This is a genomic window from Rhizobium sp. BK176 (genome assembly GCF_024808055.1).
On the sequence record NZ_JANUBV010000010.1, the window covers coordinates 30624 to 44716 of the forward strand.

General features: G+C 61.5%; 12 protein-coding genes. 11 read left to right on the forward strand and 1 reads right to left on the reverse strand.

Going from position 1 to position 14093, the window contains the following annotated elements; all coding sequences use genetic code 11:
• Positions 1-18 precede the first annotated feature (18 nt).
• Both FHT76_RS25485 and FHT76_RS25490 read left to right on the forward strand, forming a co-directional pair.
• Positions 19-780, forward strand: a complete 762-nt coding sequence (locus tag FHT76_RS25485) for an SDR family NAD(P)-dependent oxidoreductase (protein WP_183863942.1) — start codon at positions 19-21, stop codon at positions 778-780.
• Positions 781-1336: 556 nt separating this feature from the next.
• Positions 1337-1669, forward strand: a complete 333-nt coding sequence (locus FHT76_RS25490) for a hypothetical protein (protein WP_183756033.1) — start codon at positions 1337-1339, stop codon at positions 1667-1669.
• A 466-nt stretch (positions 1670-2135) separates the two neighbouring features.
• Here FHT76_RS25490 and FHT76_RS25495 read toward each other — a convergent pair whose 3' ends face one another.
• Positions 2136-3428 (reverse strand): NCS2 family permease, encoded by a 1293-nt coding sequence (locus FHT76_RS25495; RefSeq protein WP_183863943.1) that lies wholly within the window; start codon positions 3426-3428, stop codon positions 2136-2138.
• Between the two features lie 620 nt (positions 3429-4048).
• On the opposite strand from FHT76_RS25495, the gene FHT76_RS25500 reads away from it, so the two are divergent.
• The 9 genes from FHT76_RS25500 (at position 4049) to FHT76_RS25540 (ending at position 14070) form a co-directional block, all read left to right on the forward strand.
• Complete coding sequence (locus FHT76_RS25500; RefSeq protein WP_183863944.1) at positions 4049-4243, forward strand: hypothetical protein; 195 nt, start codon at positions 4049-4051, stop codon at positions 4241-4243.
• Between the two features lie 397 nt (positions 4244-4640).
• Positions 4641-6692: a phage tail sheath C-terminal domain-containing protein gene (locus FHT76_RS25505; RefSeq protein WP_183756035.1), complete on the forward strand. Its 2052-nt coding sequence runs from the start codon at positions 4641-4643 to the stop codon at positions 6690-6692.
• A gap of 11 nt (positions 6693-6703) precedes the next feature.
• The gene (locus FHT76_RS25510; protein ID WP_183756036.1) at positions 6704-7231 is read left to right on the forward strand and encodes a phage tail protein; all 528 of its coding nucleotides are present in this window, start codon (positions 6704-6706) and stop codon (positions 7229-7231) included.
• 28 nt (positions 7232-7259) lie between these two features.
• Positions 7260-8108 (forward strand): hypothetical protein, encoded by an 849-nt coding sequence (locus FHT76_RS25515; protein ID WP_183863945.1) that lies wholly within the window; start codon positions 7260-7262, stop codon positions 8106-8108.
• Complete coding sequence (locus FHT76_RS25520) at positions 8105-8824, forward strand: hypothetical protein (RefSeq protein ID WP_183863946.1); 720 nt, start codon at positions 8105-8107, stop codon at positions 8822-8824. The genes FHT76_RS25515 and FHT76_RS25520 overlap by 4 nt, the downstream gene beginning before the upstream one ends.
• Positions 8825-8826: 2 nt before the next feature.
• Positions 8827-10083 carry a DUF4255 domain-containing protein gene (locus FHT76_RS25525; protein ID WP_183756039.1) on the forward strand — a complete coding sequence of 419 codons (1257 nt, stop codon included), beginning with the start codon at positions 8827-8829 and terminating at the stop codon, positions 10081-10083.
• An 8-nt stretch (positions 10084-10091) separates the two neighbouring features.
• On the forward strand, positions 10092-11999 hold the full coding sequence (locus FHT76_RS25530; protein ID WP_183863947.1) for an ATP-binding protein: 1908 nt from the start codon (positions 10092-10094) through the stop codon (positions 11997-11999).
• The gene (locus FHT76_RS25535) at positions 11996-12244 is read left to right on the forward strand and encodes a hypothetical protein (protein WP_183756041.1); all 249 of its coding nucleotides are present in this window, start codon (positions 11996-11998) and stop codon (positions 12242-12244) included. Before FHT76_RS25530 ends, FHT76_RS25535 begins: the two co-directional genes overlap by 4 nt.
• Positions 12241-14070: a DUF4157 domain-containing protein gene (locus FHT76_RS25540; protein WP_183863948.1), complete on the forward strand. Its 1830-nt coding sequence runs from the start codon at positions 12241-12243 to the stop codon at positions 14068-14070. Before FHT76_RS25535 ends, FHT76_RS25540 begins: the two co-directional genes overlap by 4 nt.
• Positions 14071-14093 lie beyond the last annotated feature (23 nt).

The window sequence follows — 14093 nt, forward strand, 5'->3', positions numbered from 1 at the left end:
ACCGTCCGGGGGAAATGCATGATACTCAAGGACCGCATTGCAATCGTCACCGGAGCAGGCTCGGGCATCGGGCGCGCCGGGGCGCTCATCATGGCACGAGAAGGCGCCCATGTGATCATCGCCGATCTTGATCTCAAGAACGCCGCGGAGTCCGTCAGCCAGATCACGGCGGCAGGCGGCAGTGCCGAAAGCCTCGTGGTCGATGTGACCGACGATAAGGCACTGGAGGCTGGAATTGCGGCGGTTGCCTCACGCCACGGCCGCATCGACATCCTTCATAATCACGCAGGTGCGCAGGTGGCTGGCGACCTGGAGCAAGTTGCCGTCGACGGTTTCGACAGGTCGTGGAGCCTGAATGTGCGGGCGCATTTCATGGCCTCACGCTTCGTGATGCCGCTTATGAAGAAGGCCGGCAAAGGCGTTATTCTCAACACCTCGTCGTCATCCGGCGTGCTCTACGACCGCGAAATGATCGCCTATACGACGACGAAGCATGCCGTCATCGCCATGACGCGGCAGATGGCGGGCGATTACGCAAAGTTTGGAATCCGCGTCAACGCGCTCTGCCCAGGCTGGGTCGACACACCCTTCAACGAACCGTTTATCGCTCAGATGGGCGGGCGAAATGCCATCGAATCCTATATCAGCGCGCAAGTGCCACTCGGACGTTGGGCTGACGTGTCCGAAATTGCCGAGCCGATACTCTTTCTGGTATCCGATCGGTCTTCTTATATGACTGGCCAAATCCTGATCGTCGACGGTGGCGAAACTGTTGTCTGAAATCCTCGCCAGCTAATCGCTGGCAAGGACTCATTCGGAACCGGCAGAGCAGTCTTCATGGACAACACCCAATGCGACTGGCAGGTTGAAAACACACAGTTGGAGAATTGGGAAATGATCATCCGTTCATGGCGGACCGCTGCCGGGTCAGCGGAAGTCCTCGACGCCTATCATATCACCTCAAGACGACCACCTTCGTGGAAATGGCGGAGCGGCCGGGTGAGTTCGACGATGCTGTGGTGAAGCCGAGCCGCAAAAACTGCTGAAGTCCTTTGATCTCAAGGTCGCGTTCTTTGAGACCTTGGTGTCGACAGGCGTGATCGCCGGCCATGACCATGAGCCTTCGGCAGATTTATTGGCTGAGCGGCAGGTCGGTCCGCTGTAAGGCTCCGAGAGCGATCATTGCGAAGCCGCGTCCGGCGGGGAAGGCCTGAAAGTCAGCCCGGGGCGCCCAGATATGCGCGACGTCGCCAACATTCGGCATTTTAGCAATGTGATATACGCTCCGATAAACCTCGCCGTGTTACAACCCTGAGAGGTTTTTCAGGGGAAAGACATGAAGTTTCCAACGATGGTAGTGTTGAGTTCGGCAGCAGCATTCCTGGGAGCCGGTGGCTATACTTTATTGCCGGAATTCATGTCCGCTCCGATCAAGTCTTCGTTTACCGCACAGTCGCAACCGATGATCATCGACAACGGAGTGATCGTCCAACGAGGCACAGCCTGCAACATCAAGGGTAATGTCAGCATCGATTCCGGCGAACGAATTTATCACGTACCAGGCCAGCACTATTACGAGGCTACGAAAATATCGCCGCAGTATGGAGAACGCTGGTTCTGTTCCGAGCAAGAAGCTCGTGCCGCTGGCTGGCGAAAGGCGGGCTACTAGTCTCGTAAAGGAGAAATACCACTCGTTGCTACTGGGAGATTGGCGCCGAGTCCCGCCCCTTGCGCGCGCAGCGGTCATCGAGGGCGCCCTGGCGGTGGATGAGAAAGTGTCAGACAAGTTGACGGTAAGCCACCCGGATGGAAACCGGACGACATCTTAAGGCTTGTATGCGCCAGCCTTGACAATCCGATTTCATTGGTTTCTTACCTCGCACAGGCGTTTGTATTATATACATAATTGCAATTTTGCGATGGAGCACTCTGGCAATTCACCCGGACGACTACGAGACAGACGGGACCCGGGCTTGTCGGCGGGCTTGGCTGAGAGGCTTCACCTCCCACCCACTGTAGATTGTTCTCGGCCCATCAGTGGCATGGCTCAGAAAATCTGGAGCCGCGAAAAATTCCGCGGCTCCAGATTCAGGTGAGTGGCTGGTCGGCCAAGCCGGCCTTTTTCGCGACGTGCCTTACGGGGCAAAGAAGGCGAAGCGCACAACAAACAGCGCGGCCACGATCTGCGTCGCCGGATGCAGGATCGACCACCGGCCGGTGAAGATCTTCATGACGACATAGCTTACGAAACCAAAGGCAAGACCGTTGGCGATGGAATAGGTGAAGGGCATGGCGAGTGCGGTGAGCGCTGCCGGCGCCGCTTCCGTCAAATCGTCCCAATCGATCTCGGTCATCTCGCGCATCATCAGGCCTGCAACGTAGAGAAGAGCCGGAGCGGTCGCATAGGTGGGAACCGAGGCAGCGAGAGGAGAGATGAAAAGAGCTGCCAGGAAGAGGACAGCGATCGCAAGCGCTGTCAGACCGGTCCGGCCGCCTGCCTGCACGCCAGAGGCACTTTCGACATAGGCCGTCGTGCTGCTGGTCCCCATCAGAGAGCCGGCGACGATAGCCGCACTGTCTGCAAGCAGTGCCCGGCTCAGGTTGTTAGGACGTCCCTCCTCGACAAGCTTCGCGCGCTTGGCAACGCCGATCAACGTACCGGTCGCATCGAAGACTTCGACAAGAACGAAGACGAGGATTACCTGGATCAGACCGCCGTGGAGAGCACCGAAAATATCGAGCTGCATGAAGGTCGGCATGATCGACGGCGGCATGGAGACGATGCCCTTGAACTCGCTGACGCCAAAGATCCAGGATAGGACGGTCACAGCGAGAATGCCCATGAGGATCGAACCTCTTACCTTCAGCGCATCGAGCACGGCAATGACGAAGAAGCCGAAGATCGCAAGAAGCGGTCCGGTCTCCTTGAGGTTTCCTAGGCCGACGAGTGTTGCTGGGTTGTCGACGACGATGCCGGCGTTCTTCAGTGCGATGATGGCGAGGAAGAGGCCGATACCGGTCGCGATCGCGCTTCTCAATGAATGCGGGATGCCGTCGATCAGCCACCGGCGCACGCCTGTTACCGTCAGCAGGACAAAGATCATGCCCGAGATGAAAACCGCGCCAAGCGCCTGCTGCCAGGTAAAGCCGAGGGCCGCAACCACGGTGAAGGCAAAGAATGCGTTCAGCCCCATGCCTGGCGCCATGCCGATCGGCCAGTTGGCAACCAATGCCATGATGATTGATCCCAAAGCCGCGGCAAGACAAGTTGCGACGAACACAGCGTCACGATCCATGCCTGTGGTCGACAGGATATCCGGGTTCACGAAGATGATGTAGGACATCGTCAGGAACGTCGTCACGCCTGCGATGAGTTCGGTGCGCACGCTGGTGCCGTGTTCACTCAATTTGAAAAGCCGTTGAAACATGGTTCCTCCCAAGGCAAGCATTCCGGCTCCGCCTGTTGTCGTGGGTCAGCCAGAATCTCCTCCAGATCCAGGCACAAGGAACGCGGCCGTCGAGCAACTTCCTTGCAGATTGGGATTGTGCGTTGTCGAGGCGCGAGGCGCTAGGGGTGGATTCCCCTGTAAAAACGCGAAAGACTTTCAGATTTTGCCCGTGGTTCCGGGGCTCAGCTTTCCCGCCATCCCTCATCGCGTGAGGTCGAAGCACTCCTGGAGGGTAGCCCAGTCGCGTTCGAAATGCGAGTGGCAACCTTCATCGCCAGCCAATCCTTGGCGCATTGATCCCCCGCTCCGTCCCGGTCTCTCTCACGCAAAAACCGGATTTCGCCGGCAATGCCAGCGACGTCCAATCGTCCTGTTCGGCGTGCACCATTGCCTTCGTTCGTGTCACGGGGTGAGCTTTTTCATCGAAGGGGATCGCATCACGAAAAAGCCTTGGGAGTCGCGATACGACCGTTGCGAACCCTAAAATTTCAGCCGGAAGTAACAGCGAGCTTGATGATCCAAACCCAGGGTTTTGGGTTGTCCGCCGCAGGTCAATCCATCACCAGACATCTGTGTGATGCGCGTCGCGATCTTCCGGAATGGGAATTACGCCATGGGCGGCGCATCGCCGCATGCGGGCATCTGGTCCAGTTTTCGCCAAGATTCGTGCGGTCGCAGGGGTTGTCATAACCCGTATGACGGCCGCCGTGGCCCGCCGCCATTTCTATAGCCTCGGAGAGAACTTTCCTGTCGTGCTGACGACCGCGAACCGTCTCTCCATCGAAACGCGTTGACACAGCTCAAAGGCCAGATCCTTCCTCCTCGGATTTCACAACTTTTCGGTGATTATTCCGGGTGTGAACCGCGCATCAAAATCGCCCGTCATGATTGTCGAATTGTTACTCTCTGTTCGATGTCTCGACGCCCAGTGCCCGGCGTTACGACCCGAGGCACTTCCCTTACAGGAAACGTTCTCCGGCGATATTGGGTCGCGACTCACGCGCATCCCGTTGAATCATTTTTACTTTCCCGTCGACGGATTTCACGGGCCCACTACAGTATTGACCATCGGTTGATTTGCTCTCATATTGTACCGGTAATCAGCAGCTCCCCGTTTATACTCCCGAATGCCGGAATGTTCCGTCGCAATGACACGTATCGCGTGTTCAACGAACGATTCGGAGTCTGACGATGCCCGTACGTCCCACTTACCCAGGCGTGTATGTTGAAGAAATTCCGAGTGGCCTTCGCCCTGTCACGGGCGTCGCCACCTCGACGACCGCATTCATCGGCACGTTCAGCCGTGGCCTTCTCGACGAGGCGGTGCAGTTGCTCAGCCAGTCCGACTTCGAGCGCGAATATGGTGGTCTCGAACGCAACAGCGAGACCTCCTACGCCGTCCAGCAGTTCTTCCTCAATGGCGGAACCGAAGCCTATGTCGTCAGGGTCGGCCACGACGGCAGCGACAGTGCAACAGCGATCGCAGCCTCTACGGTAACCTTGCCTGCGCTAGACGGTTCGAACCTACTGGTTGCGACTGCTGGGCGGCGCATTCGCGGTCAGTCGGCGGTCAATCCCGGTGGATGGGGCGACAACCTGCGCATCGCCATCACCAACAATGGAACCGGTGACGATGCGACCTTCAATCTGGTGGTCAGCGAGCTCAGAACCAGCGGGGTAACGGCAAGCATCGCCTCCTCCGAAGCCTTCAACAACCTGACGACCGAACCCAATACCGCAAACAACGTCATCGACGTCGTCAATCAGGGCTCGAGGCTGATCCAGCTTGCGCTTGCGACGGGCGTGACCCTTTCAGCACCCTTCCCGCGCCCGCGCGCGACCGGGATGGTGAGCGGCGAACTTGCCGGAACGCGGCCGGTCTTTGCCGACATCGACACCATCTCGATCACGCTTGCCGGCTCGGGTGCGGCCGCGCAGCCGCTCACGATCGCGGCCGACGTCCCCGCAAACCCGTCCTCGGCCATAAGACAGACACAGGCGAGCTTCAACAGCTGGGCGCAGCGCCTGCAGGCCGCAATCCGCGCCGTCGCGCCTCGCTTTGCTCCGGAACTGCAGACCTACTTCTCGTCAGCGACCGTCGCCATCATTGGCGACGGGGCGACGGGGCGGCCGCGCCGGTTTGTCGTCACGCCGGGGTTTGGGCCGCGAACATTTGCAGCCGACGCGCTGTTTGTGTTTTCCGGTGCCGATGTCGCCAATTACGCATTGCAGCCGGCAACAGGTGCTGCCAACGCCACCGAGCACCTTCCGACGCCAGGTGCTGCCTTTGCACTCGACGGCGGTGATGACGGCACCGTTCTGGACGGGGAGACCTATGCGGTTCCGCTTGCGGTCTACCAGGGAAACGCTGCCGATCGCACCGGCCTATGGGCACTCGAGGATGTCGATCTCTTCAACATCCTTTGCCTACCCGATGCTCCACGTCTTACCGCCGCCAATGCCCGGTCGCTCTATGCTGCGGCAGAGGCCTATGTCGGTGATCGGCGCGCGATGATCATCGTCGACATCCCCGAAAATGTCAGGCTGGTCGATCAGATGCATGCCTGGCTCTCGGACAACGAGCCGCTGCGTCATCCTAACGGTGCGGTCTATTATCCACGGACGATCCTTGCTGATCCATTGAACCAGGGTCGCGCCCGTTCGGTCGCCTCATCCGGAACGATCGCCGGACTGTGGGCCCGCACCGATGCAGCGCGTGGCGTCTGGAAGGCGCCGGCCGGCACCGACGCGCGGCTTCGCAACGTCGACAGCCTCGCCTACCAGATGACGGATCTCGAGAACGGCACCCTGAACCCGCTCGGCGTCAATGCGCTTCGCTCCTTCCCGATCTACTCGAACATTTGCTGGGGAGCACGCACTCTCGATGGGGCGGACCTCATTGCGTCGGACTTCAAGTACATCCCGGTCCGCCGCATCACTCTCTTTATCGAGGAAAGTCTCTACCGCGGCACCAAATGGGTGGTGTTCGAACCGAACGACGAGCCTCTGTGGGCACAGATCCGGATGAATGTCGGTTCCTTCATGTACGACCTGTTCCGGCAGGGCGCGTTTCAGGGGTCGACGGCGCGGGATGCCTTCTTTGTCAAATGCGACAGGGAGACGACGACGCAATCGGACATCGACAACGGCATCGTCAACATCGAGGTGGGCTTTGCGCCCCTGAAGCCTGCGGAATTCGTCATCATCAAGATACACCAGATCGTGCGGCGACCTGAAGCCTGAGGATAACCGAGATGGCACAGTTCACAGTCAATCCCCGCCGGTTCGACCCCTATAAGAACTTCAAGTTCCGGGTGAAATGGGACGGTCGCTATGTGGCCGGGGTCAGCAAGGTCGGCGCGCTGAAGCGTTCGACGGAAGTTGTGGAGCATCGGGAGGGGGGAGACCCCTCCACCAGCCGGAAGTCGCCAGGCCGAACGAAATATGAAGCGGTCACGCTGGAACGGGGCGTCACCCACGACCTCGAATTCGAGCAATGGGCAAACAAGCTCTGGAATTTCGGGGCCGGGCCCGGGGCGGAGCTGTCACTCGCAGACTTTCGCAAGGACATCATCATCGACCTGTTCAACGAGGCCGGGCAAAAGGTCATTTCCTACAACGTATTCCGTTGCTGGGTTTCGGAATACCAGGCACTTCCAGATCTCGATGCCAACGCCAATGCGGTCGCGATCCAGACACTCAAACTCGAAAACGAAGGCTGGGAACGCGATACCGCCGTGACCGAGCCAACCGAGCCGTCGTTCACGTTCCCGCCGGGCTAACAACCAGCTGAGTTCCAGGAGAGTTCCGATGGACACCATCGCGATCGAACTCGCACAGGGCCTGTTTCGCGACGGCGCCGTCCATCGGTCGGCAACGCTGGTGCCGTTGACGGGCCGGGCGGAATTTGACCTGCGCGATGGCGTCAGGGCCGGCTGGCCCAACGCGGATCTTGTTTCAAGGCTTCTCGCATCGTCGGTCGTTAGAATCGGGACACTGTCCGGCCTTCTCCCTGCCGATGCCGCCGAACTGACGGTCGGAGACCGGGAGCGGCTGCTGTTTGCGCTTTATCGACTGACCTTCGGAGCCAATGTCGACGTCGTCGCGCGATGCCCTGATTGCGAGGAAATCGTCGAACTCGATATCCCTGCCCGCGTCGCAGAACCGCCTCCCGCCAGACAAACGGCGATCTATAAAGTTGAGTGCGAATGCGATAGCGCTCTGTGGCAGATCTCGTTTCGGCTCCCGACAGGCGGCGACCAGGCAAGGCTTGCCCTGGCCGTCCCGGAGGCAGGTGGGGATGCGGACGTGCGCCTCCTGCGCGATTGTGTGGTCGAGGCGACCCGGAACGGGTGGCCGGTATCGATCGTCGATCCAGACGCCGAGATCCTTGCAGCCGTCGAAGACGCCATGCGCCACGCCGACCCGGCGGCAGAGAGCGAGGTCGAATTCGTCTGCCCGGGCTGCGGAAAGACGGTGGAGGTCGTTGTCGATGCAACGACGCTCCTCCGGGGCACATTGATGGACGGTCGACATGTCCTTCGCGACGTGCATCGGTTGGCCTCTGTCTACCACTGGACGGAGCCTGATATCCTCGCCCTTACCCGTGACCGCCGCGCCGACTACCTGGCAATGATCGAGGAGGAGCTGGAGGCATGACAGGCTTTCTTCGATCGGTCCTCATCAGAGGTATCGGACCTTCCGCTGCCGGAAAGGCACAGTTTGCGACCGTTCCTGCCCGATCGCATTTTTCCCCACGCCAGGTCGCTGCATATCCCGACCCGGGCATGGCTGAAGCACCTAAATCGGACCGTGGACAGCCACCGCAAATGACCGTCCGACGCCCCGGCACATTGCAGCCGCAACAGCAGCCCCTTCGACTTGCGACACCTGCCCAAACGACGCCGGCTGCGGCTGCGAGGGATGGCCATGAGCGGACGCGTGCGCGCGTGCCCGACGCTGCTGCGTCTGTCGAGCCGAGCCGGCACCAGCCTGCCCCTGCCGGCCAGCCTGTTGCGGCACAGCCCGCCGGCGAGGAGGTGCTGACGACCATACCTGTCGTGGAGCTCGACCCAAATCTCAGGGAACCAAGGGGGACGCCCCAGTCCGCAATCGATCCGGCGGGCATGTCACGGGAACGGGATCCTCAAGCGATGGATCCTTCCCTGCCGGAACGGGCCATCCGTCCGGAACAGCTGGCCAGAGCGCGTGCGCCGGCAGCCATCGCAACGCGGTCCGACAGCGGCACGACGATCGAGATCGGGCGCATCGACATCGTCGTCACGCCGTCACCGGCAGCCGCGGTCGACCGGGGGCCTGATCGCGCCAGCGGCTTTGCCACGCATGAGCAGCGGCGCCTTGGACCGAGGCGATAGCCATGGCAACACACGAAGCGATCGCTGCTGTCAGCCGGACCCTACGCCATCTGCTTCTCGATCGCATGGCAACGGCAGCCGAGGTGACATTGTCGCCGCCCGACGTGACGCCGCAGGTCGCAGATCGACGTGTGAACCTCTACCTCTACCAGGTGATCGAAAATGGGGTTCTCAAGAACCAGGACATTCCAGGTCGGGCACATCCTGGCAGCCCGGGTCGCCCGCCGCTGTCCTTGGACCTTCGCTTCCTGCTGTCGAGCTACAGCGCAACTGAAGACGCCGCTGATTCCGACCTCAACGCGCAAATCCTGCTCGGCGACGCAATGGCCGTCCTGCATGAGTTCGGCGTCCACATCGACGAGCTTGTCATGACCCGGAATGTCGGCAGCAAACGGATTGGCGATCCGGTGATCGATCCGGTGCTTGCAGACGAATTCGAGCGCCTGAAAGTGGTGCTGAATCCGATGTCGATCGACGATCTCAGTCGCATCTGGTCGGCGATGCCGCAGGCGAATTTCCGCCGATCGGTAGTCTACGAAGTGACGGTCGTGCAGATCGAGACCGTGTCTCCGCGCCTGCGGCCGGCACCCGTGGAAATACGATCGATATCCGCGACCGTGCGTCGGGCACCGGTGATCCTTTCGGCTTTTGTCCTAAAACCACCGAACGAACCGATCGGCGACATCCGCGTCCCGATCGGGGGGACTGTTGTCATCGAGACGGAAGGCACGATTGGCGTCCCGGTATCTGCTGTCCTCGGAACGCTTCTTCCCGCTTCGCTTCCCGCCTCCCCGAACGGGCGCTTCGAGATGATCGTGCCTGATGACATCAAGCTCCAGCCGGGCCCACTCGAGTTTCACATTCTCACCGACATCGCAACGGACACGGTCACCGGCGGGTTGGACCGGGGCACGACCGGCAACACGACACGGAGGCTTCGATCAAACACCGTTCTTCTTCAGCTCGTGCCGTCTCTCGAAGGCCTGACCGTCCTTTCCCCTGCTGGCGATCGGGTCCTTAGGCTCGAGGGCAAACGGCTCTGGCACCGCGGCGCGAAGATCGTCGAGGTCGTGATCGGCGACCGTTCACGCCGGATCGTCAAGGCAGCGGATGCCGCACCGGGTGATCCGCCGACGCCGACACGCATCGAGGTGCCGGTTGAAAGCTTCGAGCTGCCATCCGCAGGCGACTACCCGGTGGCAGTGCTGGTGGACGGTGTGCGCAGCATTGGACCAGAACTCGTCTACCACCAACCGTGAGGAGGATCATGCTGAATACGGTCATCAATGCGCAGGAGAGCATCTGGGAAGACCGACCAGCGGACTGGTTTAGCGCCAATGCCGCAACGATGGCGCTCGGTCTCTCCTGGATCTCGGCGCGCCTTGCCGCGGCCGATGACACCGGGGCGATCCGTGATGCCTATGATGCAGCACGGAGACGGCAGATCAACGCAGGTGAGCCCGCCAGCATCGACCGGCTTGGCGATCTCTTCTCGCTGGCACCTTTCGATCTCGACGTTCTGTTGCTTGGCTGTGCAGCGCAGCTGGTGCAAGGCATTGGCAGGGCGGACCTTCAGATGGCCTTTGCGGTGTGCGAAACGATCGAGCCGCCAGAGGCCCGCTTCCTTGCCCTCGCCCGGTTCAGCCCGGACGCGCCACTCAGACGCTTTCGGCTGATCGAGATATCAGACAGCACTGTCCTGCTGCAATCGCGGTTTGCCGTGGATGAGCGCGTCTTGCGGCTGTTGCTCGGAGAGGACCAGCGCGTCGCCGCGATCGACCAGGCGCTAGAGGCGGACGACTACGGTCCTCTTCCAGAGCAAAATCTAAAGATCGTCGACTACCTTTGCGCGAGCGTGGACATCGCGCGCCCGGCGGCAGCGCTGGTCGGCGCGGCAAGAAGCGCGCGTCGCGCCACGGCCGCAGCCCTTGCCCGCCGCTTCGGGCTTGGCATTCGTACCCTGCTTCCGCGCTTCCTTCCTTCCGATCCTGGCGAACGACGCGACTTCATTGCGCTGCTTGAACGCGAAGCCGCCATCGGCCGCTTCGCGTTGCTTGTCGACATTGACGAGGCCGACGGCAGGCTTGCCGGCGAGGACATGCTGCGCGGCTTTTCCGGCTTCATCATCGTCGTCGGCAAACGGCCTCTCGAGACGGCGCGTCATGTGCCGACCGGTGACTGCCGCCCGCTTGCGGCGCCTGACCGTCTTTTCCTCTGGAAAACCGCCCTTGATGGGAAGGCAACCGTCCCTGAGAATGATCTCCTTGAAATTGCCGAGCATTTTGCGCTGGGACCGCGGGAGATTGCCCGGCTCGCCCGCGAAGCTGTCGATGCTGCTTCCGCGCTTTGGGACGCCTGCCGCTCAGTCGCCAGCCGGGATCTGCTCGGGCTCAGCGAGCGGATCGTGCCCCGGTTCGGCTTTGCGGATATCGTCCTTCCACCGAGGGTTCTTGCCTTGTTGCACGCCATCGAGGCGCAGGTTCGCTTCAAGAGCCGCGTCCTTGGCACTGGCGGTTTTGCGGAGCGGCTCGCCCGCGGCCACGGCACGACAGCACTCTTTGCCGGTCCGAGCGGTGTCGGCAAGACCATGGCCGCAGAGGTCCTTGCCCATTCCCTGAAGCTTGATCTTTTCCGGATCGACCTGTCCTCCGTGGTCTCGAAATATATCGGCGAGACCGAACGTAATCTGCGGCAGGTCTTCGACGCCGCCGAAGCCGGTGGCTGCGTCCTCTTCTTCGACGAGGCGGATGCACTGTTCGGAAAGCGGACGGAGGTCAAGGACAGCCATGACCGCTATGCCAACCTCGAGATCAGCTACCTCCTGCAGCGGATGGAGGCCTTCTCCGGCCTCGCAATCCTTGCCACCAACCTGAAGAACAATCTCGACCCCGCCTTTCTTCGCAGGCTTCGCTATGTGGTCGACATTCCGTTTCCCGATGCCGCCGAGCGCGAAACCATGTGGCGGCGCGCCTTCCCGGCAGGCACGCTCACGGACGACCTCGACTATCAGAAGCTCTCCAGGCTCGACTTCACCGGCGGCAACATCAGCGTTGTTGCCGTCAATGCGGCCTATCTGTCCGCAGCAGAAGATTGCGCGGTCGGCATGAGACACATTGAACGGGCGGCCCGGGCAGAATTCCGCAAGCTCGACCGTGACTTTGGGGGGTGGGCATGACAAGGACACTGCAGCGTCATGTCGGAGCGGTCAACGGTAATGGTGCCAACGCACACGGCATCACCCGCGCCGTGGTCGACGGTATTTCGCAAGCGGGGGACACTGCTGGAGCTGGGGCTGCCGACGGGGGCCGGATCCGCATCGACGCACTCACCATCCGCATCACCAGCGACACGGGCATGCCGCAATTGACCGATGCGGTCAGGCGAGAGATTGCCCGTGCGCTGCGGAGGGTGACGTCATGATGCAGGCATATCCTGTCCCGCAGACTGCAGGCAAGACGCCCCAGCCGGGCGCAAAACCGATGGTTCAGCGAAAGGTCAAGCTCGGTTCAGAGAACGATCCGCTCGAGCACGAAGCCGATCGCGCCGCAGCTGAGATCCTCTCGGGTGCCCGTGTTTCCAACCTCTCGCGTTCGACTTCGCTTGCCCAGCGCAAGTGCAGCGCCTGCGAGGACGAGGAACGGCACGCCATTCGCCGGAAGTGCGCCCATTGCGAGGCCAACGACGCGATGCTTCGCCGCAAGGGCGGCGCGGCAGCCGAACAGTCAGCCGTCGACCGCGCAGCGTCAGCCATCAGTAGCGGCGGCACGGCGCTCACTGCGCAACAGCGCGCCTATTTCGAACCGCGTTTCGGCCATAATTTCTCCGAGGTGCGCCTCCACCGCAGTGCCGCAGCCGAGCGCGCCGCCGAGGGCATTGGCGCGAGAGCCTACACGCTTGGCTCCTCGATTGCATTTGCCAGCGCCGAGGGCGGCAATGCCCTGCTTGCTCATGAGCTTGCCCATGTCGTGCAGCAATCCGGCGGGACGATCAGGCGGCAACCGGCTGGTCTCGCGCCGATCGATACCAGCGGCGGCGGAGGCACGGCGTTCCTGAATACCGTTACCGGCGGACCGACCCTGCAGGCTGACGGAACCTTTACCGGAAGCGTCAGGCGGCAGGAGATTTCACCGGCCACGGCGACCCAGGCTCAGATGACCATCAGCGATGAAACCGTCAACGTCATCTACGATCCCAAGAACTGCGTCGTGCGCCTGCCGTTTCGCATGAATTTTGTCGCGGCACCGACATCTGGAACCGCCGGCATTTGCACGAGCGGGGGTGCCGGCCCCGCGCCTCCCGTCAGCCCGGCCCGGCTTGCGGAGATCGCCAACGAAGTCGTTCAAACGGCGCAGGATGGCCTGAACGGCTGGTTCAAACTGAGGGTCTCAGGCTGCAAGAACCCGTGTGCTGGCCGAGACATTCCGATCCGGGTGGAGGTCAGCCAGACGGCCACCAGTCCCGATGTGACCATCAATGTCGTCAATCGCGGCGGACGCGCCGATGCGGCAACGATCTGCGCGCCGGACTTCAACCCCGGGACGACGGTGCACGAAGGCGGCCACCAGCGGCTCGGCGTCGGCGACGAATATCGCGAGACCAATCAGGCCTACCGAACCCGCACGCCGGCCTGGGCACGCGATGAGCGGGTCCGGACAGACTTCACCCGCATGGGGTCTCAACACACCTACGGCAGGCTTGCAGCCTTCCATGAGCGGCATTTCCAGTTTGCGCAAGTCTTTGTGCAGGCGGCACTTGGTGCGAGCTGCAAGGTCGACCTTGCACGGGCCCGGGCTCTTCCGGTCGAGGCACGATTCACGCTGGGTGGCGGCGGATTTTCTGGCAATCTCGGCGAGGGTTACGCGGTGGAGGGGGGCGTCGACGCCGCATTGCCGCTCGATACGAGCCGACGTTTCAACCTCGAGGCTGGACTGCACGCCCTTTATCTGAATGCCCCGGAGAAACATCGTGACGCGCTGCTCTTCGGAGCGCGACTAGGGCTTTCAGCGCAGACCCACCCAGCGACCTGGGGCGCCAAGGTGGGCGTCTTTGGCGGCGTCGGGGGCATCGTCTGGCCCGACAAGACGCCCTACGGCGAGGTCGGCGCCAGGATCGGGATTTTCGACGACATGAAAAAGGGCCGCCGGATCGGAGTCGAAGTCGAGGCGGCACTCGGCAAGGCCTTCAGCGACGACACGGACAAGCTGCACTTCGCCCGGATCGGGCTGAACTTTGTCTACAGCAGGTAGCGATCATGAGGATGAGATCGGAG

Coding starts and splice junctions, on each gene's coding strand:
- FHT76_RS25485 (WP_183863942.1), top strand. CDS start 19: ATGATACTCAAGGACCGCATTGCAATCGTCACCGGAGCAGGCTCGGGC.
- FHT76_RS25490 (WP_183756033.1), top strand. CDS start 1,337: ATGAAGTTTCCAACGATGGTAGTGTTGAGTTCGGCAGCAGCATTCCTG.
- FHT76_RS25495 (WP_183863943.1), bottom strand. CDS start 3,428: ATGTTTCAACGGCTTTTCAAATTGAGTGAACACGGCACCAGCGTGCGC.
- FHT76_RS25500 (WP_183863944.1), top strand. CDS start 4,049: ATGGGAATTACGCCATGGGCGGCGCATCGCCGCATGCGGGCATCTGGT.
- FHT76_RS25505 (WP_183756035.1), top strand. CDS start 4,641: ATGCCCGTACGTCCCACTTACCCAGGCGTGTATGTTGAAGAAATTCCG.
- FHT76_RS25510 (WP_183756036.1), top strand. CDS start 6,704: ATGGCACAGTTCACAGTCAATCCCCGCCGGTTCGACCCCTATAAGAAC.
- FHT76_RS25515 (WP_183863945.1), top strand. CDS start 7,260: ATGGACACCATCGCGATCGAACTCGCACAGGGCCTGTTTCGCGACGGC.
- FHT76_RS25520 (WP_183863946.1), top strand. CDS start 8,105: ATGACAGGCTTTCTTCGATCGGTCCTCATCAGAGGTATCGGACCTTCC.
- FHT76_RS25525 (WP_183756039.1), top strand. CDS start 8,827: ATGGCAACACACGAAGCGATCGCTGCTGTCAGCCGGACCCTACGCCAT.
- FHT76_RS25530 (WP_183863947.1), top strand. CDS start 10,092: ATGCTGAATACGGTCATCAATGCGCAGGAGAGCATCTGGGAAGACCGA.
- FHT76_RS25535 (WP_183756041.1), top strand. CDS start 11,996: ATGACAAGGACACTGCAGCGTCATGTCGGAGCGGTCAACGGTAATGGT.
- FHT76_RS25540 (WP_183863948.1), top strand. CDS start 12,241: ATGATGCAGGCATATCCTGTCCCGCAGACTGCAGGCAAGACGCCCCAG.